The sequence below is a fragment of the Burkholderia pyrrocinia genome, assembly GCF_001028665.1.
Lineage (GTDB): Bacteria > Pseudomonadota > Gammaproteobacteria > Burkholderiales > Burkholderiaceae > Burkholderia > Burkholderia pyrrocinia.
In genome coordinates this window covers 2,428,096-2,451,907 of the sequence record NZ_CP011504.1, presented here as the reverse complement: position 1 = coordinate 2,451,907, position 23,812 = coordinate 2,428,096, and the positions used below count along the sequence as shown (strand labels likewise).

The window sequence follows — 23,812 nt, the reverse complement described above, 5'->3', positions numbered from 1 at the left end:
CGCGGCCCGCCCGCGCAGGCATCGCGCGCACGTGCGCGACGGTCTGCGCGCGCGCCGGGCCACCCTCCATCACGCAGGAACACAATGTCATCTCCGTCATCTCCGGCCCCGCTGTCGGGCGGCCGGCTCGCGATCGGCACGATCGCGGTATCGCTCGCGATGTTCATGAACGTGCTCGATTCGTCGATCGCGAACGTCGCCATTCCGACGATTTCGGGCGACCTCGGCGTGTCGGTCGACGAAGGCACGTGGGTGATCACGATCTTCGCGGCAGCGAACGCGGTGTCGATTCCGCTGACGGGCTGGCTCACGCAGCGCTTCGGCCAGGTGCGCCTGTTCGTCACGTCGATCCTGCTGTTCGTGTTCGCGTCGTGGCTGTGCGGGATCGCGCCGAACCTGCCGACACTGCTCGCCGCGCGGATTTTGCAGGGCGCGGTCGCGGGGCCGCTCGCACCGCTGTCGCAGGCGCTGCTGCTCGGCGCATGGCCGCGGCAGAAATCGTCGAGTGCGCTTGCGCTGTGGTCGATGACGGCGCTCGTCGGCCCGATCGCGGGGCCGTCGCTCGGCGGCTGGATCACGTACGACTACAACTGGTCGTGGATCTTCTACATCAACATCCCGGTCGGCTTCTTCGCGGCGGCCGTCACGTGGATCGTGTTCCGTGACCGCGAATCGGCCACGCGCCGCCTGCCGATCGACACGGTCGGCCTGCTGCTGCTCGTGCTGTGGGTCGCGTCGCTGCAGATCATGCTCGATAAGGGCAAGGATCTCGACTGGTTCAACTCGCCCGTCGTCGTCGCGCTCGGCATCGTCGCGCTGATCGGCTTCGCGTTCTTTCTCGTGTGGGAGCTCTACGAGGCCAATCCGATCGTCGACCTGCGGCTCTTCACGCAGCGCAATTTTGCGGGCGGCACGATCGCGATCTCGGTCGCGTACGGGATGTTCTTCGGCACGCTGGTGCTGCTGCCGCAGTGGATGCAGGGTTATCTCGGCTACCGCGCGGTCGATTCGGGGCTCGCCACCGCGCCGCTCGGGATTTTCGCGATCCTGCTCACGCCGGTCATGGGGCGCCTCCTGCCGCGCACCGATCCGCGCTACATCGCGACGCTCGCGTTCGTCGGCTTCGCGGTCGTCTTCATGATGCGCACGACGTTCTACACCGATGTCTCCCACTGGGATCTCGTACTGCCGACGCTGCTGCAGGGCATTCCGATGGCGATGTTCTTCGTGCCGCTGACGTCGATCATCCTGTCCGGGCTGCCGCCGGAAAAGATCCCGGCCGCGGCCGGCCTGTCGAATTTCGGCCGCACGTTCTGCGGCGCGGTGGGCACGTCGCTGATCAGCAATGCGTGGAACAACCGCACGATCCTGCATCACGTGCGGCTCACCGAACAGGCGAGCGCCACCAACCCGGTCTTCGCGCAGCAGGTCGACGCGACGCGCTCGCTGCTGCACATGAGCCCCGACTCGGCGCTCGCGTTCTTCAACGCGTCTGTCGATTCGCAGGCGGCCGTCATGGGATTGAACGACATCTTCTACGTGTCGGCGATCATCTTCATCGCGATCATTCCGCTCATCTGGATCACGAAACCGTCGCGCTCGGGCGGCGGCGATGCCGATGCGGCGGCGGCCGGCGCGCATTGATTCGCGGCGGCGCGGGCCCGCGCCGCAAAACGCAGACGTAATAAAGACTTGCAATCGATACAGGCGGAAACGTCAACAGCCGGTGCCCTCCACGCGTTTTTTCCTCAAGCGCCCACGATTCGGACGCACAACGACAGGAGAAAACACCATGCGAGCCCTTACCCGCCATTTCGCGATCGCCGCCACCCTGATGTCGGTGCTGACCGGCACCGCGTTCGCCGACACGCAGTGGCAGCAGGCGCATCCGCGCCGCGAAGAGGTCAACCAGCGTCTCGCAAACCAGAATCGCCGCATCCATCACGAAGTGAAGGAAGGCGAGATGTCGCACCAGCAGGCCGCGCGCCTGCACCGCGACGACCGCAAGATCCGCCAGGAAGAGCGGGACATGGCTGCGCAGAATCACAGCCACATCACCAAGAGCGAACAGCGCGTGCTGAACCAGCAGGAAAATGCGGTCAGCCACAAGATCGGCCAGTAAGCGACCACAACAAGCGCCCAATCGCCTTCACCTGAAACGCCCGCTGCCGCCGTGCGGCAGCGGGTGCTTGTTGTTGTATCGAATCGTTTCAACGCGCGATCCGTGTCAAATGCCGCGGGTATACTCCGTCGTCAGCCGCTTGCCGTAATCGACCGTCAAGAACGGCCCGATTCCGGGCGGTTTCGTCGCGAAGCTTCGCGTTTCGCCTCCCCCGCGCCCCAGCCTCGATACGAGACACTCGACGATCCGACCATGAAACGATTCCTGCTGCTCCTTCCCGCCGCCCTGCTCGCCGCCTGCGGTTCCGCGCCCTCGTCCGACTCGGCCTCGTCATCCGGCGCAGCGCCGATGATCTACGTGTCGTCGCAACGTCCGGCCCACGCGATCGCCAACTGCCTCGACAGCCGCCTGTCGGGCACCGAGCAGTCGCAGCACAACGGCGTGATCGACATCTCCATCGGATCGAACTCGTACTTCGTCACGCTCACACCGTCGGGCAACGGTTCGGTCGTCAAGGTCGTGCGCGGCTCGGGCAGCGAGCCGCCCGAGGAAGCGATGCGCTTCGCGATCGCACGCTGCGTGATCTGATCCGACACCTGCCGGCGCCGGGCGCCCGCCCGGCCCACTCGTGCGCGTCACCACGCGCACGCCGAATATTTTCATCCGGGTGGCCGTCGATGAGAGAATCGCACCACGATTCCCTTTCGATGGAGCCCGCATGAAGCACCTGCTGTCCCGGCTGTTCGTCAGCGCCGCGCTCGTCGCGCTTGTTCCGGCGCTGCCGGCGCAGGCTGCCACGCCGCCCGGCATCTTCGTCGTCGCCACGCAGCTCGGCGAATTCACGACCCTCGACCCGAGCGGGATCTACGAACTGGTGCCGTCCGAGTATGTCGCGAACACCTACGAACGCCTGGTGCGCGTCGACCTGAAGGACCCGACCAAATTCAACGGGCAGATCGCGCAATCGTGGACGGTCGGCGCCGACGGCGTGACCTACACGTTCAAGCTGCGCCCCGGCCTCATGTTCCATTCCGGCAACCCGGTGACCGCCGACGACGTCGCGTGGTCGCTGCAGCGCACCATCCTGCTCGACAAGGGGCCGGCCGGCGTGCTCGCCGATCTCGGCCTGACCAAGGCCAACGTGGTGCAGAAGGTACGCGCGATCGATCCGCAGACCGTCGTGCTCGAAACCGACCGCAGGTACGCGCCGAGCTTCGTGCTCAACGTGCTGAGCGCGTGCCCGGCATCGGTGTTCGACAAGAAGCTGCTGCTGTCGCACCAGGAAGGCAACGATTTCGGCAGCGGCTGGCTCAGGACCAACGACGCGGGCTCGGGCCCGTACCAGCTCGTCAAGTGGACGCCGAACGAAAGCATCGTGCTGCAGCGTTTCGACAAATACCGCACGCCGTACCCGATGAAGCGCGTCGTGCTGCGCCACGTGCCCGAAGCGTCCGCGCAGCGACTGCTGCTTGAGAACGGCGACGCCGACGCCGCGCGCAACCTGAGCCCCGACAGCCTCGCCGCGCTGACGAAGGCCGGCAAGATCAAGGTCGCGTCGTGGCCGGTATCCGCGCTGCTGTACCTGAGCCTGAACACGAAGAACCCGAACCTCGCGAAGCCGGACGTGCAGCAGGCGATGAAATGGCTCGTCGACTACGACGGCATCCAGCGCAACATCGTCAGCACGACCTACAAGGTGCATGAAACCTTCCTGCCCGAAGGCTTCCTCGGCACGCTGAACGCGCGGCCGTACAAGCAGGACGTCGCGAAGGCGAAGGCGCTGCTCGCAAAGGCCGGTTTGCCGAACGGCTTCGACGTGACGATGGACATGCCGAACGACTATCCGTACCTCGAGATCGCGCAGGCGCTGCAGGCGAACTTCGCGCAGGGCGGCATCCGCGTGAAGCTGATTCCCGGCGATGCGAAGCAGGCGATCGGCAAGTACCGCGCGCGCCAGCACGACATCTTCATCGGCGAATGGTCGCCCGACTACATGGACCCGAACAGCAACGCGCGCGGCTTCGCGTGGAACCCGGACAACTCGGACCAGTCGTCGACCAAGATGCTCGCGTGGCGCAATAGCTGGGACATTCCGCAGCTGACGAAGGACACCGAGGCCGCGCTCGTCGAGCCGTCGCCCGCGAAGCGCGCGCAGCGTTACGAAGCGCTGCAGAAGGCCGTGCTCGCGAACTCGCCGTTCATCATCATGTTTGAGAAGGTCGTGCAGGTCGCGACGCGCCCCGGCACGACCGGGCCGGAAATCGGGCCGATCAACGACCTCGTGTCATACCGTACGCTCGCGAAATAATCGCGGCTTCCCGCGCGGCCGGCCACGCCGGCGCGCGGGTAATCGCCGCGGCCCGCCGCGCCGGCGCTATGCCGTGCGGCGGCGGCGATCTACAATGGCCGACGCCACGGGGCCGGCCGCGCCCGGCGGCGATGAAAACCTCCGAATTCGGGTCACCGACGAAAACTGGATGCGCACGCCCGGGTGCGCGCAACGGGAACAGAACATGCATCCGAGCGAGCACGCGGTCTGCGTGGCGATCAACGACAACAACCGCGCATGGTACGAAATGCTCGTGCCGTTCCTGCTGTCGCTGCGGCACACCGGCTACGACGGGCGGATCGCGGTGATCGGGTACGGGCTGTCCGAACGCAAGCGGCAGATCCTCGCGAGCCAGTCGGTCGACGTGATCGACGCGTCGAGCGCGTATACGCTGCCGGTCGGCCGCTTCATCGAAGCCGCCGAGTATTGCGCCCGCAACCCGCAGATCCGCAAGCTCGCGCTGTACGACGCCGACATCTGGTTCTGTGCGCCGAAATTCGATCTGTTTTCGCAGATCGGCGACGACCGGATCCACGTGTGCCCCGACCCGCTGTTCTGCACGTTCGTCGTCACGCCGCTGATCGGCGAGCGGCGCGACCATCATTGGCGCCTCGTCGTGGACGAAGTCAATGCACGCCACGGCAACGCGTTGCAGGCCGGGCTCGTTGCGGGAACGGCCGATGCATGGGCGCGCTACGCGAACCACCTGCGCGACTGCATCACCCGCATCGGCACCGATTTCCAGGAATGCTTCGGCATCGATACGACGTTCCTGCACCTGTGGAGCGCACAGGGCGAAACGGCGCTGCTCGATCCGGTCCAGAACTTCGTCAGCAAGTACGGCATTCACGAATCGTTCGACGCGAATAACGGCAGCACGACGCTCCGGTACCAGGGCGAGCCGATCCGCGCGCTGCACATGACCGGCGATATCCGCTTCTTCGACCGGTGGCGCTACTATGCGAACCACGTCGACGCCGCGCTGCGCGACGGCATGCCGTTCGCGCTGTCGGACGGCACGCCGGCGCAGTCCGATGCCGTCGCCGCACGGATCGCGGCGACGGACTACGTGCGATCGGCCGGGATGACCGTGTCGGCCGCGGCGATCGAGGGCAGCGCGGGCGCGTACGTGCAGGCGATCGACGAACCGGGCGGCACGATGCTCGTCGGCAGCGGGAACCACGAAATCGTGTTCACCGCGACACGCGACATCGCGCGCCTGAACATCTACATCACGCACCCGTCCGGCTCGCCGTCGCCGCTGCGGTGCGAAGTGCTGATCGACGGGCAGGCGCAGCGCAAAGGCACCGAACTGATGGCGCATTTCTGGTACCAGGTCGCGGCCGGCACCGTCATCACGCTGCGCTCGACGAGCCTCGGCGGCCAGCAGTGCAACGCGATCTGGCGGCTGCGCGAAGCGTCGGACATGCAGCAGTAGGCTGCGGCCCTGCGGTAGCCGCGCACCGCTGCCGCTCAATTGAATGCCGCCCACACCAGATACGCATTCAACCCGACGATCACGATCGTCGCCGCGCCGGCGACGATCCGCAACGGCATCCGCATTGCGTAAGCACCCATCACGTCCTCGCGCGCCGACAGCATCAGCAGCGCGATCATCGGCATCGGCAGCACGAAACTCAGCACGACCTGGCTCGCCACCATTGCACGCGTGACGTCGCAGCCGAACGCGACCACCGCGAACGCGGGCGCGATCGTCACCGCGCGCCGTACCCATACCGACATGCGGCGGCGGATGAAACCCTGCATCACGACCTGCCCGGCCATCGTGCCGACCACCGAGCTCGACACACCCGACGTCAGCAGCGCGACGAGAAACAGCGCACCGGCCGCCGGCCCGAGCACCGGGATCAGCGTGTGATACGCGTCGCCGATGTCGGTCATGCCCGGCGCGCTCAGGTGGAACGCCGACGACGCCATCATCACCATCGCGAGATTCACGAACCCGGCCAGCCCGAGCGCGACGACGACCTCGCGGTTCGAGAAACGCACGAGCCGCCGCCGCTCGACGTCGTCGCGCGGCTCGGTGCGATCCTGCGTGAGGCCCGAATGCAGATACAGCGTGTGCGGCATGATCGTCGCGCCGACGATCCCGACCGCGATCGTCAGCGCCGCATGGTCCGGAATCTGCGGGACGATCAGGTGGAATGCGGCCGCACGCCAGTCCTGCGGCGCGATCAGCAGTTCGCCGAGATAACACGCGCCGATCACGCCGACCAGCGCCGCGATCGCGGCTTCCAGCGGCCGGAAGCCGCGCTTTTCGAGCGCGAGGATCGCGCAGGTCGCGCATGCCGTCGCGATCATTCCCGCGAACAACGACAGGTGACACAACAGCCCGAACGCGAGCGCGCCGCCGAGGAATTCGGCGAGATCGGTCGCCATCGAGGCGATCTCGGATGCGACCCACATGCCCCACACGACCGGCGCGGGGAAACGGTCGCGGCACAGCTCCGCGAGATTGCGGCCGGTCACGATGCCGAGCTTCGCCGACATCGCCTGGAACAGCATCGCGATCGCGTTCGCGGCCAGCACGACCCACAACAGCCGGTAGCCGTACGCGGCGCCGGCCTGGATGTTGGTCGCGAAGTTGCCGGGATCCATATAGCCGATCGACGCGATCACGGCCGGGCCGACGAACGGCAGCAGCGCGGCGACGCCGGTGCGGCGCCCTTCCAGCGCGGCGCGCGCCGCGCCGTCGGCACGCTCGGGAGACAGGCCCGGCAGCGCGAAGCCGCCGGCGGATTTGCTCGAGACGGGAATCATGGTGTGTTGTGTTCCGTTCGGATAACGAAGGCTGGCCCGGAAGCGGGCGCCATGGCCGGCATGCCGCCTGCCGGCCACGGCGGCACGACGGCACGACGGCACGACGGCAGCGTTACAGCGGCACGACGTCGGGACGGTTGCGCGGAAACTGCGCGATCACGTCCGGCGCGACGTTCAGGTGCGCCTCGACGAGCTTCGGCGGCGTGTGCGCAAGCCAGTCGGACAGCGACACCTCGGCGTAGCGGTCGGTCTTGAAGATCTCGAGGAACACCAGGTCGGTCTTGCCGGTGTTCTGCACGTAGTGTCCGAGGCTCTTCTTCACGTAGCCGACGTCGCCCGCGCGGAAGTCGGCCGTCTGCGCCTTCGGCCCCGTGTCGAACACGGTCATCCGCGCCTCGCCCTGCAGGTAGTACTGCCATTCGTCCGCGTTCGGGTGCCAGTGCAGCTCGCGCATGCCGCCCGGATGCACGGTGACGAGCGCCGCCGCGACCGTCGTCGACACGTTGAAGTTGGTGCTGTCCGCGATCCGCACTTCGCCGCCGCGCGTCTTCCTGACCGGCTTCATGTCGCCGAGCGAGAAGACGAACGGATGCGGCGGCGCACCGGCCGACGAAGCGGACGCGCGCTGGGCTTCCGCGAGCGGGCCGGGTTCGTCGCCCTGGAAGATCCACAGGTTGTCGAGCGGAACGTTCCTGAACGCATCGGCCGGCACGCCGAAGTTCAGCGCGAGCACGTCGGGCGGCGTATGCGCGACCCAGTCGGTCAGCAGCAGCGTATTGAATTCCGACGCACGGCCGTTATCGAACGCGAGCAGGAATTCGGCGCCGTCGGTGCCGAGGCCCTGCAGCGAATGCGGCAGGCCGGGCGGGAAATACCAGAGATCGCCGGTTTTCACGTCCTGCACCGACGGCCGCCCCAGTTCGTCGAGCACCGTGATCCGGCAACGGCCGTCGAGCATGATCGCCCACTCGGCCTGCTGGTGCCAGTGCATCTCGCGAATGCCGCCGCGCGTCAGGCGCATGTTTACACCGGATATTGTTTCTGAAATCGCAAAATCGTCCTGTGTAACTTCGCGCGCCCATCCGCCATTTTGAATTCGTTTATGGGCGTTATTGAAAGACGCCCAGAATAATGGCATCCCGTTGATATCGGTGGCCGGCGGATCCTGAAAAGACGGAAACTGGTTTGCGATTGCCGGATTTTTCGGCCCCGGGTCGGTCAGGCTCTGGCGATTACGCGCATTCACCGCGCCTTCCGGCGGGCTGTCCGGATTACCGAACGAGGCGGCCTTGGCCGATACCGCAATGCCCGCTGCGGCAATGGCGCCGGCCGTACCCGCCAGCATCCTGCGTCGAGAAAGATTCGTCATGATGTCCTCTTCATTCTTGCGATTGAGCGAATTTCCATTACGGAACACTTGCCGCTTTTCGGATTATCGAAAATCGAACAGCCCGTGACGCAAGTTAAATACAAATCGACGCAAAACTTAAATGAATTATTAACCTTAATTAATGATTTAATCTGATCTGCTTTAATTTTGTAATTATTGCGGTGCGGCGGGATGCCGGAAGATGACCGATGCCGATGAATCGATCAGGTCCGGTGAATGTGGAAATAGGACCGCGCGGTCGTGATGTAACGAATGGCGACGAGAAAAGATCGAGACACGCAACGACACGGATCAACGCAAATTATTCCCCACAGGCATAAACGTGAAATATGCCTGACAGACATAAAAAGGGCACCATTGCACGCCCCCACCCCGCCCTCGAACACGTTTCCGACCCTATCACCTATCCCCACACCATAGTTTTTATCCGCTGGCGCGAATGATTTTGGCTTTGTTAGATGGATGACATTCGATCATCAGACGACAACGATCTAACAGCCGATGACCTGCGCGTTCGCCCATACCGTCGAATCCCGCTATGCCGAGCTGACGCCGACCGCGAAGCGCATCGCGAGCTACATGCTCGCGAACCTCGACCGGCTCGGGCTCGAGACGGCCGACCAGATCGCGCAGCAGGCCGGCACGAGCGGCATCTCGGTCGGGCGCTTCCTGCGCAGCGTCGGCTACCGCAATCTCGACGACCTGAAACGCGAACTGCGCGGCGGCGGCGATCGCCCGTGGATGATCACCGACCGGCTCGACGAATACCGCCGCGTCGCCGGCACGCAACCGGCCGAAGGCAGCGGCAGCGACGGCACGCTCGCGTCGTCGCTCGAACGCGAGCTCGATGCGATCCGCCACGTGTACCGGCTCGCCGAAGGCCCCGTGTTCGCGCAGGTCGCCGACCGCATCGCGCATGCCGACGCCGTGTTCATCCTCGGCATCCAGTCGACGCGCGGGATCAGCAACGCGTTCAGCAGCTATCTCGAATACCTGCGCCCGCGCGTGTTCTATTCCGACGGCCAGTCGGGCTCGTATGTCGATTCGCTGAACTCCGAATTCGAGCGGCCGTACTGCATCGTCACCGACACGCGCGCGTATTCGCGCAGCGCGCGCCGCTATTGCCAGGCGGCCGCCGAGCGCGGGCAGCCGTTCGCGCTGGTCACCGATCTGTCGTGCCCGTGGGCGCGCGAATGGCCGGCCGACCTGCTGCAGGTGAAGACCGACGTCGGCCAGTTCTGGGATTCGCTCGCGCCGCTCACCTGCCTGTTCAACCTGCTGATCACGGCCGTCGTCGACCGTCTCGGCCCCGCGATCGACCGGCGCGTCGCGCGCAACCGCGAACTGCAGCACACGTTCGACCAATTCGAATCCTGAGCGAGCCTGAACGAACCCGAACCGCCGATGAACGACCACCGCCTCGTCGAAATCACGCCCGCCACGCATCGCGTCGACCTCGATCTCGTCTACGCGACCGACCGCAACCTGACCGGCAAGCCGATCTACCGCCGCGCGCACTGCCTGCTGCTGGAGCCGGCCGAAGCCGCATTGCGCCGCGCGGTCGACGTCGCCGCGCAGGCCGGCTTCACGCTGCGCATCTACGACGCATACCGGCCGCCGCAGGCGCAGCAGGTGCTGTGGGATTTCCTGCCCGATCCGGACTTCATCGCCGATCTCGGCCGCGGCTCGAATCACAGCCGCGGCACCGCGCTCGACCTGACGCTGGTCGGTGCGAACGGCGAGCCGCTCGACATGGGCACCGGCTTCGACGAGATGGTCGCCGCGTCCGGCCACTTCCACGCGGGGCTGCCCGAAGCCGTGCAACGCAACCGCCTGCTGCTGCTCGGCGTGATGCACGCGGCCGGCTTCGCGCACATCGACAGCGAATGGTGGCACTACGAACTGCCCGGCTCACACGCGTTGCCGCAGATCGACAACGCGGCGAGCGGCCCGTGGCGCCTGATGTGATGCATGTCCCGCTGCCGTTTTACGTTCACCCATTGCACGTTCACCTCACGATGGAGCGCACATGAAACCCCTGACATCCCGGCTCGTCGCGGCGCTGGCCGCCGCGTCCGTTCTCGCCGCCGTTCCCCTTTCCGCCGCGCGCGCGGAAACACCGAAGGACCTGTTCGTGATGGCCACGCTGCTCGACGAATTCACGACGCTCGATCCGGGCGAGATCTACGAGCTGGTGCCGGAGGAATACGTCGCGAACACGTACGACCGGCTCGTGCGCGTCGACCTGCGCGATCCGTCGAAATTCAACGGCGATGTCGCGCAATCGTGGACGGTGAGCACCGACGGGCTGACCTATACGTTCAAGCTGCGCCCCGGCCTCAAGTTCCATTCGGGCAACCCGCTGACGGCCGACGACGTCGCGTGGTCGATCCAGCGCGCGGTACTGCTCGACAAGGGGCCGGCCGCCGTGCTGACCGGCATCGGCCTCACGAAGGCGAACGTCGCGGCGAACGTGAAGAAGCTCGACGACCAGACGATATCGGTCACGACCGACCGCAAATATGCGCCGACCTTCGTGCTGAACGTGCTCGGCTCGTGGCCCGCGTCGGTGCTGGACAAGAAGCTGCTGCTGTCGCACCAGCAGGGCAGCGACTTCGGCAATGCGTGGCTGAAGACCAACGAGGCCGGCTCCGGCGCGTACAAGCTGGTCAAGTGGACGGCCGGCGACAGCATCGTGCTGCAGCGCTTCGACGGCTACCGGCTGCCGCTCGCGATGAAGCGCATCGTGCTGCGCCACGTGCCCGAAGCCGCAAGCCAGCGCCTGTTGCTGGAAAACGGCGACGTCGATGCCGCACGCGACCTGAGCCCCGACGATCTCGCTTCCGTCGTGAAATCCGGCAAGGCGAAGGTGTCGGCATCGCCGCAGGCGACGCTGCTGTATCTCGGCCTTAACACGAAGAACCCGACGCTCGCGAAACCCGACGTGCAGGAAGCGCTGAAGTGGCTCGTCGACTATGCCGGCATCCAAAGCAATGTCGTGAAGACGACCTACAAGGTGCACCAGACCTTCCTGCCCGAAGGCTTCCTCGGCACGCTGAACGCGAACCCGTTCAAGCTCGACGTCGCGAAGGCGAAGGCGCTGCTCGCGAAGGCCGGCGTGCCCACCGGCTTTTCGGTGACGATGGACGTGCGCAACGACTATCCGTACACGGAGATCGCGCAGGCCGTGCAGGCGAACTTCGCGCAGGCGGGCATCAAGGTGCAGCTGATCCCCGGCGACAACAAGCAGACGCTCGCGAAATACCGCGCGCGCCAGCACGACATCTACATCGGCGAATGGTCGGCCGACTACATCGACCCGCACAGCAACGCGCAAGGCTTCGCGTGGAATCCGGACAACTCCGACAAGTCGAGCTATAAAATGCTGGCCTGGCGCAACAGCTGGGACATCCCGCAGCTCACGAAGGAAACCGACACCGCGCTCGCCGAACCGACCGCCGCGAAACGCGCGCAGTCGTATCAGGCGATGCAGAAGGACGTGCTCGCGCCCTCGCCGTTCGTGATCATGTTCGAGAAAGTCGCACAGGTGGCGACGCGGCCCGGCGTGAGCGGGCTCGAAGTCGGGCCGATCAACGATCTCGTGTCGTACCGTAACCTGAAGAAGATGTAAGCGTTGCAGGGAAGTACGTCGGGACGAACAGTGGCCCGCTGCCTGTTGGGATCTCTCAAATTGCAACGTGCGACTGCCTATCACGCCATCGGAGGCACCGTGCGCATTCCCATTCAAGATGCGTCTTCGTGTCGACAACGCGCCGCCAGTCAAGTATCTACCGCGACTGGCGGCGATCGCCGGCATGTCCCCGATGATCAGCCGCGCGGGCCGTTCGCTCTTCGTGATATCGGTCATACGGTTCAGTGGCGCGCATCCAGTTCAAGCCGGTTTCCGTTCACGACGAGCCTTACCGGATCGGTCTTCTTCCATTGCGACTTCGGAATGACCAACTGCCACTCGGCCCCATCCTGATCCCGAAAGAATCCAACCACCCCGACGAATTGCGCGTCGTCCGGCATCGGCGCCGATAGCTTGGTCGTCGCGCCCGGCGCGAGTGACACTTCCAGGTTGCCGAGGAGATCGGCCTTCAATAACGCGCGGCCGCCGTCGAGCAACTTAGCGTAGCGCCTTCGCGAAGGCTTTTACATCCTTCAACTGGAAAATCCTTATCACGACCGGTAACGACTGTCCCTGACCGTTCTGATTGAGGGTCGCGCGGCTCTCGACCGCCAGATTCATATGCTTCACTTTCGCGGCGAATACTGCCCGTATCACATCCACCGTCGTGTCTTTCACCGACTGCCACATCCCGCACGCGGAAACGGCCAGTGCGAGGCCGACCGCTACAGTGCATCGCATGATCCATGCTGCCATCAGAAAGGCGCCCCTTCGTGTTCCATGCGTGGATAGAGGATTTCCCTGCCGTCCATGTTCAGCACCAGCCGCATCGAATAGTGGAAGCTCGCGTAGTGGCCCACAAACCGGCTCAACACCTCGCCAAAAAGCGCTGCGTCGCCCGGCCCGTCGAATGCCTTCGCATCGAGCCGGACATGCATGCGGATTTCGCGATGTATATACGCTCGCTCCAATTCCTGATACTCGACAAGCTGCACGCCCTCGATCGCGTTGATGCGCCGCGTCATCCCATCGTCGTCCGACCAGTCGTAGAGCATCAGCACTGCGCGCAGCGCCGGCGCACCGCCCGCTCGTATCGCGATCAACTCGTTTGCCCCGCCGGCCGTAAAGTGCCCGAGTACGCGCAAGTCGTACTCGGGACGGTGGCGCGGCGGATAAAGCGGCAGGGTCGGCGCTGTCAGGTTGCGCACCGATGCGATGCCGGTAAAACCCGATACCGTCTCGGTAATCGTTGCCTTGGTAAGCGCAAGGCGCGGCAAGCGTCCGTTATTCGCAAGCGCACGCACCGTCAGATACCGATCCAGTTCGACCGGCCCTTCCTCCACGGCATCGTCATCCCAGTTGCGCTGACTCCACTGCTGGCCCGACAGCGTTACCCAGAGTTCCAGCCCCGTTGCGCCGAATCGGGTCGCAGTATGGAAATATCGTTCGGGGTTCTCGTAGCGCAGCATCCAGCCGCGATGCCGGAAGGTCGTGAACGCGCGGTACGCATGGCGCGCGCTGTCTTCCGGATCGGAGGCGGTCACCGTAAGCACGTCATACGGTTCGACATGACCGGCTACGTCGGGCGGCACGCGGATGCTATGCTCCCGGTCATGCCAGTCCGCAGGCTGCAGCGGCAGCGCATCCACCTCGAACAGGTTGATCACGGGCGTGCAGAACAGGCGAAAATTCTCGCGGCCGACCGGATGATCGCCGGGCACCCGTCCGTCCAGTTCGATCTCGAAGGTCATCTGCGATTCACCCGCCTGCAGCATGGTCACATCGAAGCCGCACAGATCGACGAAGTGGAATTTCTGTGGGAACGCGAAATACTCCAACAGCGTCTGCTCGCGATCAAGGCCCCGATCACGGTCGGGATCGGCGACCGGCCAAAGCCGCGTCGACGGTCCAAAGCCTGCTGCTTCAAAGCGCACTTCATCGAGCGGCTGCAGTTCGCCGTTGCGCACCGACGGCAGGCGCAGGCCGATCAGTGCGACTTGATGCGTCAATGCCGCGTACAGTGCGGCGGCGGCAGGTCGGTCGCCGTACAGGTATAGGCGAATACGCGATAAATCCACGCGCTCTCGCTGCTCGGCGAGCCTGAGCCTGAATGTAAGACGGATGACCGTTCGCCCGTCGGCGCGTATCGCGGCACCAGCATCCTCCACCGAGAGCGGCAGCAACTGAACCGCTTGCGTCGTCCGGTAGAGACATCGCACCTGGTCAGGACCAATGGGCACCGAGCGCACCACTGCCCCTGCGGGGATCTGCGCGCCTGTCAAGGTAGCACCACTCACAGGTGTGCACTCGATGATCGACAGCGACGGAATCGGTCGTGCCGCATGTTCGTACAGGTTGTCGATCAGCGGCTCGGTGATTTCGGGCATGCCGTCGTCGAGCTTCATGCGCAGGCGTCCCGCGAGCAGCGCGAACCCTTCGAAGGTTGCGCGAACACGCTCATCCGCTTCACCGTAGCACATGCCGAGGCGGCGCGCGGCTTCGGGATGAGCTTGGGCAAATTTATCGGCCGCCGCACGCAGATAACGCATTTCCGCATCGAAATATTTGAGGAACGGATTCCCGTTCTCATGGGGGGATCGTTCCCACGGGGCATTCATGGTTGCATCTCCGGCGGCAAAGGTGGCGTGGACGGAAATGCCGGCATGACGCCGGCCTTGCCGACGACGAAGATCCGCTCGGGCATTCTGAAGCCCCGCAGCTTGAGCAGATCCAGCGGCCCGGCGCCGACTTGCGTGCGCAATACATAGCGCAGCGGCTCGTCGTTAGGCGCGTTCCACGTGAGCTGATAGCGAGTGCTGTCGAGCGGCTTCACGTCGGCGTTGCCCAACAAACGCAGGAATGCCCAGTCGCCCGTCGCATCGAATGCCTGCCGCAACCCCGCATCGACCGTATGCCACGTCAATCCCGCGTGCCCGTTCAGGCCGTTGCCGGGCCACGCGAGCGGCGTCCAGCTTTCCTGTTGGTTGAAGTAGACGATCTGCTTGCCGTCCACCGACAATTCCGAGCGCGTCACGTTCGGTGTCGGCAACGCCATCATCTCGAAGCGCTCGCCCGCATCGCCCTGCAGATACAACTGCGTCCCCACGGTCGACAACTGGCGCAAGCCGGAGAGGAACTTCGGATCGAACTGCAGCGCCCGCGGCGCCAATTCATTCGGCACCCAGTGATCGCCCTCCAACTTCAACACGCCAGCCAGTTGCGTCGAGACGAAGCGCGCGATCAGGCCTGTGTCAGGCCGTACATAGCGCCCGAGTTCGGCAAATGACGCATCAGTGTTGGTGTCGAAGAACGGATACCGGCCATTCATAGTCGTGTTGAATGGCGCAACGATACTCGCGCGCCATGCCTCGTTCAGGCTCGCTGCGGCCGGATGCAGGATAGTCTGCCACGCCCCCTCGAGCGGTTGAGCGAATGCGGCATTGCCGAAGCCCGACCATGCGGCGCCGAGGCTCGCGGCCGTGAGCGCTGCATCGTCGCGGGCCTGAGATAGCTCCGACAGCTTGCCCTGAAAAACCGCCTGCGCAAGCGAGCGGGCCATCGTCTGCGCGTCCGCGCTGCCCGCGACCTGCTGCAGCTTCAGGCGCATCGTCGTCACGGCCGTCAGATAGCGCGACAGGCTCACGCCACTCAGCGCGACGTTGGCGGGCGCGTTTCCCTTGCCATTTCCACCTGCCAGGGCAGCAGTGCCGACGTCACCCATCAGCGCAAGCAGCGGGTCGAATGGCTTGTCAAGTGGATTGACAGCCGGCGTGCCCATCTGTTCGTCGCTGCTCACCAGGCTTTGCGCCTTCCGCACCAACGTGTCGGTCAGCGCTTGCGACGGGCGCCCCGCCTGCGCCTGATCTTGTACCCCCTTCATCAACGCGATCAGCGGCGAGGTCTGCGCATCCGCGAGTCGGGACAACTGCTCGATGGCGCCATTCAGATTCGATGCCGGTTGCCACTGGATGCTGTTGAGCATGTGCTGCCACGCAGCCGTGTACTCGGCGAAATAGCGCGCCGTCAGGCGTTGCTTCAGTTCCTCGGCTGCGCGCTTCTCATCAATTGCCGCTGCCGTCTTGATGGCGCCCGCTGAAGGCCCGTTTCCGATGGTCTGCGTCGGCTGCGCACTGGCCAGCACCCAATCGCCGCTCACACGACGTGCGCTCGACGCCTTGTCGATTGCCGCTGCGATCACGCCGTCCCACGCAGCACGGGTATAGATGCCCGACACCGTCCGCGCGGTCGCATAAAGACCATTTGCGTCCGCACCGGCGAGTAGCGTCGTCAGCGTCGCGTCTGCATACTTGCCGCGTGCCGCATCGAGGATGTGCTGATATAGCACGTCGTCGCTGCCAGCCAGCCCGATCTGGTTGACGAGCGTCGAGCGCATCTGCGTGACAAGCAGCATCGATGCGTTGATCCGCCAGGCCGGGTGTGCCTCGAGGTGTGCAGCCCAAAACCCCGCCAGTTGCTGAGCGGTGTCGAGCCATTCTCCAGCGCGCATGCCGGCGGGCGCGGGCCATACATCGAGCAGTTGGGTCTTGAGGAAAGGCGCGTCGGTGCGGGACGGGTCGGCCAGCATCAGATAGGCCTTGAGGCGGTTATACGCGTGCGCCTGCGCGTCGCGACTCTGCTGTTCGTCGTCGCGAACCTGCGAGAGCTGGGCAAGCTGGCCTTCCAGCGCCTGCGCGACCGGTTGCCGCAAATTGCGTGCGGCGATCGTCTGGTACGGCGACCACAGCGCGTCGAGCAGTTCATCGTTGCGCGACAGGCCCGCGCGCAGATACCACGGCACCCCATGCTGCTGGCGGTATTCGAGCAGGGTAATCTGCTTCTGCAGCGCGAGTTGAGCGCGCAACGCCTGCGGTGTGCCAAGCGGAGCGGCCAGCGCCACGTCGGCCGCCGTTTGCGCAACGCGAATCAGCACCCGGTTGCCGATGCCAGACATCACGAGCATCACAGTCCACGCGATCGCCCCGAGCAACGCGCACGCCACCAGCACGTTCGGCCAGTAAAACTCCGTGCGGCGGCCCCGATAACGACGCACACCAGCGGCGATCTCCCGCCAGACCGGCAGCAGCGCGACCGGCTGTTCGCGCGTGACCGCTTCCACCGGCATCGCCGGAACGGACGGGTCTTGCGCTTCATCGACCTCAGGGATCGGCACCGGGGTGGCGGATGCGCCTGAAAAGACTGGCACGAACATGATCCCCGTCAGCGGCGCGCGCAGCCACTTCGATGCGGCGAGCGCTTGCCAGCCTTCGATCATCCGCGCGCGTTGGTCGCCGATATACGCCGAGATCTCCAGCAACCAGGCAAGCCAGTGCGGCTGGCCGCCCATGCGTACGCCAGCGTCCGCAGTCGTGTATTCGAGACTACACAATCTGTCCAGCAGCACGGTTCTGGCGGCGTGCGTCTCCTTGCGCGAACCGTTCGGCACGAATGTCCCAACCGGATCGAACCGTTCGGGTGGATTGCCGCCTTTAGCCTCGACCGGATGTAGAAAGGTGATCGGAGCAGCCCAGCCCAAAGCGATGGCAATCGCCGAGAGCGTGCGAGGCAGATCGGCATCGGAATCGTTTGCGCGAGCCACCTGTACCAAGCCATCGATCGGACAGCGACGGCGCAATTGCCGGATCTGCCCAAGCCACTTCACGGACTCAATCCCGTCCGGCGACGCATGTACCAGCACCATTTCGTCCACGTGCATGACGCCCGCCTGCTTGAGGCCGGGAGCGACCTGATCGATCCTCTCATCCGTGCCGTTCACCAGCAGCCAACTCAGGCGGCGGCGCCAGAACCAGCCGTGCTCGACGCGTAGCTCTTCGCAGAGACGGTACAGCCGGGCGTCACGCTTGAGCGGCTTCGGCGTCGTGGATGTTGCCCTCTTCTCACCCGTTTCAAGACGAAACAATCGGGCAGCGTTCGCATAGGCGCCCGTCGAGATCGAAAACAGATGAGCGACCACAACAGCGACCAGTAACACCGGAATACAGATCAATACCAGCGTGCGAGGTGTGCCATCTGCAATGCCGAGATGATCACCATAAAACCAGACCAGCCAAATCGCCAAGATGGCAAGAACCAAGGCGCCGAGGGGCAAGCCCCAGATCGTCGCGCGGCTCGGAGCCGTCTTGTCGGCAGCAACTTGGCGCCCCATGTGCTGCAGGTTATTTTTGGATATCGACATGCGCGGAAACCGTTTGAGCTTCGGATATGACATAGAGGACGGCCGACTGCAAACCATCGACGACAAGTTGCGCTCCGTCATCGGCACGAGCTTCGATGGCAGCGGCAATCGCCAACAAGCTATTGCCCGCGCAGGCGTCGCCGATAATGCGATCCAGTCGGCACTGCGCGGTATCTTTTGCGGCAGCCAGAAATCCGGCAGCACGCAAAGCCTCATCGAACTTTTCAATCGGACGGGTGATCCACGCTCTCTTCACCATCGCAGCATCAGTCTCGCCACAGATTGCCGCATCGGCGAAACCGTATTCGGGTTCAGCGGCATCGCCTGTGATGGGCCGGCACAGCTTCGCTTTCCGGCTGACTTCCGACGGAAGCCTGAAATAGCCGGCATCAATCAGTACGGCGGCACATCCCTCGGCGAAGCCTTCGTCAATGCAATCCTCGTACCACGCTGCCGCAATGACGAGAAGCGGACGGCGTTCGTGTGCATCAAGCCACGCATCGGCCACTAGCAATCCGTCGGCAGCCGCCGCTACCTGAACCGCCAGCGGCGGAAGTCCTGCCAGACGCATCGCGTCGCGAACCTGGGCGAGACGCAGGTTCGCCACTTTCGGTTCGGCCAATACTCGGACTTGGGGCCAATAGGTCGCTTTGTATCGGGTCAGTGCCCGAATACTCTCGATCAGCGGTTCAAGCGCCAAACGAATCATTTGAACGGCGGGCATGATCCGTACTGGTACTGGTGGATCACCTGTCTGGTCGCCCTCTTCATTCGTCGCGAATACGGCAGCCAGTAACGGATCGTTGTCCGCAAAGCGATTGCATAAAACCTTGCCTGAGCCGTGCCGAGGAGCCTGAATCTTCAGGATCGGCTTTTTCGCATCCAAAACGTCGGACAATGATTTGCCCGCCAGCGGCAAGCAATAGCCGGCGCCAAGCACGTAGAACGGGCGCTGCGCGAATCTAATTTTCTCCGCGAGCCAGCGATCACGATGATGGTTGCGCCAGTACGCGTGATACCACAGCACTTCGTAGCCAGCGCGGCCAAAGCCGAGCAGCAGCAGAAATAGTCCGTTCGGCGCGCCAACAATCCAGCTCCAGAATTTGAGGCCGCTTGCTGCTTCGCCTTTCGGCCACACAAGCAACACGATCACCGGACCGAATACGTTGCAAACGAACCACGTACATGCCCACGGCCAGAAACGCATCCGGCGGGGGTACGTGCTGGGATGCCCGGCAGGAGAAAGGTCGACCGGCATTAGGCAATACTGACGTTCTGTAGCGACGAAATCAGCCGGCACCCGCAGGCACAGCGGTAATGATGCATGGCGACGAACTTGCCGTCGCGATCGGGAAACCGCTCGTAGCCTTCGTCAATGGTGGTCGGTCCGTGCTGGTCGCAAATTGCGTCATCGCCCTTGCGGGCAAGCTGCCTACCCATGAATACAGTCCATGGGGAGCCGCTGGTGACTTCGCCACCGTTTTCGAGTTTGTCGCCTTTGCGAATGGGAGATTGCATTAATTTTCTTCCTTCTGCAAATCGTGGAGTGGCATCGGTTCACTGCGCGGCACGGACACTTGCAGCCACTGGTTTGGATCCTGAGGTGTCAACGAATTCGACGCTGCGAAGGATTTCAAGAACGTACGGGAGCAGATCGCCATTCGGATCACTAAGGTTCATTACGGGTTCACCACCACATACGGCCATGGTTTCGTGAAAAATACAGAATGACAGGTAGCGCTCGCGCTGCGCTGGATCACCACCCCGATCATCCTGGATCAAATAGAATCCGCTCCCATTGACTGCTTCCAGGCTGTACACATTTTGCAAATGTGCCCAGAAGCTTTGCATCTCTTTTGCTCTCGAAATAAGGGATCCACCTTTCTCCATGTCCGTCGTAGATAGCACCATATTGGCGTGCGACCTCCTCTTTCGATTGCCCGATCAAACTGGCACACACAAAATTAACACCAAACTTCGACAACGACGTTTTAACGGGTGTTTTTTCGTCCAGTAAGACGCATTCAATGGCATCCCGCTAGCCAGGTAACCTTGCAAATAACCTTTTTGATGCTGATGACACATTGCCCTCCCATGTCGACTACAAGCTTCGATGATTTAGCACCTGAAAAAGCTCTGCCTGTCGCACACGATATAAATGGGACGATTACAAAAATGATCCCAATCAAAATTGCACTCAATTTGTCACGCATGCTCAATCTCTCTGCGGAGCGCGTCCCTCAAGAAACCCCAGTGAGGAAGCCCCTGATGCGTCTGAAAATTTGACTTCCACCAGCACCGCTAGCGCTTGTGCGAATGCCACGCACCGAGCGATGTAACCATTAAATGGTTTATCGGGACGGCCTACTTCACCAGGAAGGTTCGCAGCAGCCGACGCGCTCCGAAAATTCATACTACGGCAATATATCTTGTCAACTCGCACCAAATGGCAATTAATACAATTTTGCGTTACCCCATACCTCATTCACTCAAAACCCAACAACACATCCTTCATGAAATAAATTAGTTGCGCAGCGGAATATTTTTAATAAAAATAAAAACCATTCCATTCCATAAATATTGATTTATAGAATAATCAAGATTACCAGGGTCGCTAACACTGTACTCCAAAGCCTCTGGAACCCCATTTTTATTAACCCCCACCTTAACACCAGTTCCATACGAGATAAATTGAAATTCAAATTCATCCAATCTTTTCACAAATACACCAGTATAGGAATTAGCAGCACTAAAGACCGGCTCGACCAAACATACCGACAAAACCCTTCCAATAAACGACTCATCATACTGATGAAATTGCAATCCCCGCTCGAAATCTTGCATTGAGCACGAATCACTCCCGCAGACGAATTTCTGCATATCAGCGTCTTCATATAGTCTCTTAGCCATGCTCTCACGCTGAGCGTCCGAGCCGCAAGCACGCACTAACCCAGAGAACAAAAGTAACGCAGCAAAAACGAAAACCTTTTTCATGGCCGCTGCTTCTCCAATGACACTTGAATATTGTGAGTAGTCGGAAAATATTGCTTCTTCGGAACACGCGTACGCGGGTTCAGCACCGGCTGACCACTTGCATCGAGCACCGGCTCCAGTGCCGAATTCCTCCGCCACACAAAGGAAAGCTGCTCAGAAGCGCCCTCCTCGATCAAATCAAGAAAAATATACTTAATATACACAAATGACTGCAACCGATGCTCAAGGCCATTTAAATTTTGATTTGCGACATTTCCGTTAGTAGATTTTGATGCCTGAATTGCCACTTCAACCTTCAGCCCACCAGTGTCGGTAGTTTTTATGGCATTAACCCCTATGGCCGTCATAGCTCTACACGTCCAATACAACGCCGCACTATCAGCACAATTATGCCGATTAAAAACAGAATTTGTATCCGCAAGCAGAACGTCCGGATTCCATTTAAGGCTTGCGTATTTCACAGGAACAGCCGGATCGATTGGAAATTTCCTAAACTCACCGTACTTAACGTAATTCGACATGTGCGTGAGTTGAATCAGACCACGTCCATAGTACGGACTGTATGATTTACGCTCTCCGTAATACTCTCGGACAGCCTCAAGCCACCCAGACTCCTCCATCAATTGAGCGAGAAAATGGGTCACTCTTTCTCTCGTCGAATTGATACGATATTTACGCATCGCCACATTGAGATCGGCCTTCCAAGCCACTCCCTGCTGAAATGCGTCCCGCCAGGGACGGCTTCTACTCTCAAATTGCGTGCCGTGAAGCGAAAGCATCTTACGGGGGATACATTGTGCAATTTCGGCTGCGGACAACCACCCACACTTTCTAAAATGCCGAATAAACGCCAGCGGATGAAAAAACCAAAGCTTCTGCCCGGCAAGCTGCGTCTTGTCCAGAAACTGAAATTTGCTCAAGAATTCAATGAACTTGTTGTACCCATCCGGGTTGGTATCTTTCTGTTTACCGAAGAAGCCATCCGGGTCACGCAATCCCTGATACCGCTCATCGTTGTCAGACGGGTCCCACTCGCTGCGCGCCTTGCACACCAATCCCCTAAGCTTTTCGCGCGCGCCCTCCGCGTTCCGTACATAGCCTGCGAGCAGCAGGTTGGCACTATCGTCGTTGTTCCTGTCGTATTCGAGCGGCGAGATCATGCCGGACGTGGCTTGCGGATCCGCGACGCCAGTCAGACGACAAAGCTCATCGTACCCGCAGAGTCCATCGTGATTGAATGGCGTACTGTCCTCATCGATCTTTTGCCAATCCGTGAAGAACGGAAAATCCGCGTCGGACAGCTTGATGATCGAATCTGACGCGATGTTGATATATCCCTGATTCCCGTTCTCGTCGACTGGCACCGCGACCCAAGTATCACAAGCCGCACCCGATAGCGTTGGATTGTCCGAGAGAATGCGCCCAAACCGAAGCATCTCGTAGCCATCGCTCGGGCATTCAGAATAGAGTGCCATCGAACGCTGATACAGGTCGTACTCGTACTGCTTTCTGTCATTGTCGTACGGGTCAGCGACGGGAGCAGACGTAAGCAGGGTAACGTCTCCACTGTTGCCGCGGTCGATCCACGCCTGCGTATAGCGCCGCCCCTTGTTGAACCAGGCTTCGACATAAAGTGTGTCGTTTTCACCAATTGAACCGCCCGGCAGTCGGGGAAACCAGGCCTCACTCATACCTGCCGGCTGAGCCACGAAATCCTGCGGGCCAGGAATGACAAAATACGTATGCCCCCAATAGTCACTCGACGTAGGCTGAACGAGGTTCTTTTCACCTAGCTGAACCTTGTGGCCGTCCTGATCGAACCAGGCCGTGAAATCATCGTCTGCCATGAAGATTTCAAAGTGCAGATGCCGCACGCTCTGATGCCGACCGACATAACCAAGCATGTCCTTGCGGTACACCTTTTTCGTGCCGCCCGGCTGAACCACGCCATCCTTGCCTTCTGCCGTGTCGAGCAGCCATTTGGGCAGGGCGTTCGCCGATCCGATCGCTGCCGGATCGTTCGGTTGGGGCACGATATCCTCCTGCTCGGTCATATCCAGCAGGTGCATGTAGAGCGAGTAATACGTGATCGTGCGCCCGTCACCCGTGTCGGTCGTGTGCCTGAGCAGGACGAAGCCGGCATTCGAGTTCAGTTCCGGCTGCCCGGTCGTCGAATCGATCCTGCCATCGGACAGGGCGTTCTTGCAAACCCGATAGGCCACCACATCACCGTCGGCAATCGCGCGCACGGGTTCGTGCTGCTCGTTTGGCGCCAAATGAATACCACCGTGAAAACGCCGGTCGAAAGCAACCGGGTAGACCCCGTGATGGCCGATCTCGAACTGATCGACCGCGTCCATCATGGGGTCCGA

17 protein-coding genes and 1 pseudogene are annotated in these 23,812 nt (G+C 62.1%); 8 read left to right on the top strand and 10 right to left on the bottom strand.

Annotation, left to right across the window (positions count from 1 at the left end):
* The first annotated feature begins 84 nt into the window (after positions 1 to 84).
* The 5 genes from ABD05_RS27060 to ABD05_RS27040 all read left to right on the top strand — a co-directional run bounded on the left by ABD05_RS27060 (position 85) and on the right by ABD05_RS27040 (position 5,889).
* Positions 85 to 1,644 (top strand): DHA2 family efflux MFS transporter permease subunit, encoded by a 1,560-nt coding sequence (locus ABD05_RS27060; protein WP_047903036.1) that lies wholly within the window; start codon positions 85 to 87, stop codon positions 1,642 to 1,644.
* Positions 1,645 to 1,792: 148 nt separating this feature from the next.
* Positions 1,793 to 2,122: a hypothetical protein gene (locus tag ABD05_RS27055; protein ID WP_047903035.1), complete on the top strand. Its 330-nt coding sequence runs from the start codon at positions 1,793 to 1,795 to the stop codon at positions 2,120 to 2,122.
* A gap of 252 nt (positions 2,123 to 2,374) precedes the next feature.
* Positions 2,375 to 2,710, top strand: a complete 336-nt coding sequence (locus ABD05_RS27050) for a sugar ABC transporter ATPase (protein WP_047903034.1) — start codon at positions 2,375 to 2,377, stop codon at positions 2,708 to 2,710.
* A 130-nt stretch (positions 2,711 to 2,840) separates the two neighbouring features.
* Positions 2,841 to 4,430: an ABC transporter substrate-binding protein gene (locus ABD05_RS27045; RefSeq protein ID WP_047903033.1), complete on the top strand. Its 1,590-nt coding sequence runs from the start codon at positions 2,841 to 2,843 to the stop codon at positions 4,428 to 4,430.
* Between the two features lie 169 nt (positions 4,431 to 4,599).
* Positions 4,600 to 5,889 (top strand): hypothetical protein, encoded by a 1,290-nt coding sequence (locus tag ABD05_RS27040; RefSeq protein WP_238594135.1) that lies wholly within the window; start codon positions 4,600 to 4,602, stop codon positions 5,887 to 5,889.
* A 35-nt stretch (positions 5,890 to 5,924) separates the two neighbouring features.
* Here the strand turns inward: ABD05_RS27040 and ABD05_RS27035 are convergent, their stop codons facing one another.
* Both ABD05_RS27035 and ABD05_RS27030 read right to left on the bottom strand, forming a co-directional pair.
* The gene (locus ABD05_RS27035) at positions 5,925 to 7,232 is read right to left on the bottom strand and encodes an Nramp family divalent metal transporter (protein WP_047903032.1); all 1,308 of its coding nucleotides are present in this window, start codon (positions 7,230 to 7,232) and stop codon (positions 5,925 to 5,927) included.
* Between the two features lie 112 nt (positions 7,233 to 7,344).
* A complete protein-coding gene (locus ABD05_RS27030; protein ID WP_047903031.1) occupies positions 7,345 to 8,601 on the bottom strand; it encodes an oxalate decarboxylase family bicupin in 1,257 nt (418 codons plus the stop codon).
* Between the two features lie 522 nt (positions 8,602 to 9,123).
* Between ABD05_RS27030 and sapR the strand changes: the two genes are divergently transcribed.
* From sapR to ABD05_RS27015, 3 genes are all read left to right on the top strand, one after another.
* The gene (gene sapR, locus ABD05_RS27025; RefSeq protein WP_047903030.1) at positions 9,124 to 9,999 is read left to right on the top strand and encodes a sap1 transcriptional regulator SapR; all 876 of its coding nucleotides are present in this window, start codon (positions 9,124 to 9,126) and stop codon (positions 9,997 to 9,999) included.
* A 27-nt stretch (positions 10,000 to 10,026) separates the two neighbouring features.
* Positions 10,027 to 10,590 (top strand): D-alanyl-D-alanine dipeptidase, encoded by a 564-nt coding sequence (gene ddpX, locus ABD05_RS27020; protein ID WP_047903029.1) that lies wholly within the window; start codon positions 10,027 to 10,029, stop codon positions 10,588 to 10,590.
* Positions 10,591 to 10,651: 61 nt separating this feature from the next.
* The gene (locus tag ABD05_RS27015) at positions 10,652 to 12,253 is read left to right on the top strand and encodes an ABC transporter substrate-binding protein (RefSeq protein WP_047903028.1); all 1,602 of its coding nucleotides are present in this window, start codon (positions 10,652 to 10,654) and stop codon (positions 12,251 to 12,253) included.
* Between the two features lie 242 nt (positions 12,254 to 12,495).
* Here the strand turns inward: ABD05_RS27015 and tssJ are convergent.
* The 8 genes and pseudogenes from tssJ to ABD05_RS26985 form a co-directional block, all read right to left on the bottom strand.
* A pseudogene (gene tssJ / locus ABD05_RS27010) lies at positions 12,496 to 12,943 on the bottom strand (type VI secretion system lipoprotein TssJ).
* 65 nt (positions 12,944 to 13,008) lie between these two features.
* On the bottom strand, positions 13,009 to 14,871 hold the full coding sequence (gene tssF, locus ABD05_RS27005) for a type VI secretion system baseplate subunit TssF (protein ID WP_053059981.1): 1,863 nt from the start codon (positions 14,869 to 14,871) through the stop codon (positions 13,009 to 13,011).
* Positions 14,868 to 18,446 carry an ImcF-related family protein gene (locus ABD05_RS27000; RefSeq protein WP_047903026.1) on the bottom strand — a complete coding sequence of 1,193 codons (3,579 nt, stop codon included), beginning with the start codon at positions 18,444 to 18,446 and terminating at the stop codon, positions 14,868 to 14,870. The genes tssF and ABD05_RS27000 overlap by 4 nt, the downstream gene beginning before the upstream one ends.
* Positions 18,427 to 19,599: a hypothetical protein gene (locus tag ABD05_RS26995; protein ID WP_238594134.1), complete on the bottom strand. Its 1,173-nt coding sequence runs from the start codon at positions 19,597 to 19,599 to the stop codon at positions 18,427 to 18,429. Before ABD05_RS26995 ends, ABD05_RS27000 begins: the two co-directional genes overlap by 20 nt.
* Before the next feature lie 104 nt (positions 19,600 to 19,703).
* Positions 19,704 to 19,964, bottom strand: coding sequence for a PAAR domain-containing protein (locus tag ABD05_RS26990; protein ID WP_047903024.1), 261 nt, complete (start codon positions 19,962 to 19,964; stop codon positions 19,704 to 19,706).
* A 39-nt stretch (positions 19,965 to 20,003) separates the two neighbouring features.
* On the bottom strand, positions 20,004 to 20,297 hold the full coding sequence (locus ABD05_RS37950; protein WP_148669146.1) for a hypothetical protein: 294 nt from the start codon (positions 20,295 to 20,297) through the stop codon (positions 20,004 to 20,006).
* A gap of 672 nt (positions 20,298 to 20,969) precedes the next feature.
* Complete coding sequence (locus tag ABD05_RS37945; protein WP_148669145.1) at positions 20,970 to 21,440, bottom strand: hypothetical protein; 471 nt, start codon at positions 21,438 to 21,440, stop codon at positions 20,970 to 20,972.
* Positions 21,437 to 23,803 carry a M23 family metallopeptidase gene (locus ABD05_RS26985; RefSeq protein WP_238594133.1) on the bottom strand — a complete coding sequence of 789 codons (2,367 nt, stop codon included), beginning with the start codon at positions 23,801 to 23,803 and terminating at the stop codon, positions 21,437 to 21,439. Before ABD05_RS26985 ends, ABD05_RS37945 begins: the two co-directional genes overlap by 4 nt.
* Between the last annotated feature and the right edge of the window lie 9 nt (positions 23,804 to 23,812).

What these genes read in the sequence shown, in the direction of transcription:
- ABD05_RS27050 (WP_047903034.1), top strand. Translation starts at nt 2,375, where the DNA reads ATGAAACGATTCCTGCTGCTCCTTCCCGCCGCCCTGCTCGCCGCCTGC.
- ABD05_RS37950 (WP_148669146.1), bottom strand. Translation starts at nt 20,297, where the DNA reads ATGCAAAGCTTCTGGGCACATTTGCAAAATGTGTACAGCCTGGAAGCA.
- tssF (WP_053059981.1), bottom strand. Translation starts at nt 14,871, where the DNA reads ATGAATGCCCCGTGGGAACGATCCCCCCATGAGAACGGGAATCCGTTC.
- ABD05_RS27055 (WP_047903035.1), top strand. Translation starts at nt 1,793, where the DNA reads ATGCGAGCCCTTACCCGCCATTTCGCGATCGCCGCCACCCTGATGTCG.
- sapR (WP_047903030.1), top strand. Translation starts at nt 9,124, where the DNA reads ATGACCTGCGCGTTCGCCCATACCGTCGAATCCCGCTATGCCGAGCTG.
- ABD05_RS27000 (WP_047903026.1), bottom strand. Translation starts at nt 18,446, where the DNA reads ATGTCGATATCCAAAAATAACCTGCAGCACATGGGGCGCCAAGTTGCT.
- ABD05_RS27030 (WP_047903031.1), bottom strand. Translation starts at nt 8,601, where the DNA reads ATGACGAATCTTTCTCGACGCAGGATGCTGGCGGGTACGGCCGGCGCC.
- ABD05_RS37945 (WP_148669145.1), bottom strand. Translation starts at nt 21,440, where the DNA reads ATGAAAAAGGTTTTCGTTTTTGCTGCGTTACTTTTGTTCTCTGGGTTA.
- ABD05_RS26985 (WP_238594133.1), bottom strand. Translation starts at nt 23,803, where the DNA reads ATGATGGACGCGGTCGATCAGTTCGAGATCGGCCATCACGGGGTCTAC.
- ABD05_RS27035 (WP_047903032.1), bottom strand. Translation starts at nt 7,232, where the DNA reads ATGATTCCCGTCTCGAGCAAATCCGCCGGCGGCTTCGCGCTGCCGGGC.
- ABD05_RS26990 (WP_047903024.1), bottom strand. Translation starts at nt 19,964, where the DNA reads ATGCAATCTCCCATTCGCAAAGGCGACAAACTCGAAAACGGTGGCGAA.
- ddpX (WP_047903029.1), top strand. Translation starts at nt 10,027, where the DNA reads ATGAACGACCACCGCCTCGTCGAAATCACGCCCGCCACGCATCGCGTC.
- ABD05_RS27015 (WP_047903028.1), top strand. Translation starts at nt 10,652, where the DNA reads ATGAAACCCCTGACATCCCGGCTCGTCGCGGCGCTGGCCGCCGCGTCC.
- ABD05_RS27060 (WP_047903036.1), top strand. Translation starts at nt 85, where the DNA reads ATGTCATCTCCGTCATCTCCGGCCCCGCTGTCGGGCGGCCGGCTCGCG.
- ABD05_RS27045 (WP_047903033.1), top strand. Translation starts at nt 2,841, where the DNA reads ATGAAGCACCTGCTGTCCCGGCTGTTCGTCAGCGCCGCGCTCGTCGCG.
- ABD05_RS27040 (WP_238594135.1), top strand. Translation starts at nt 4,600, where the DNA reads ATGCGCACGCCCGGGTGCGCGCAACGGGAACAGAACATGCATCCGAGC.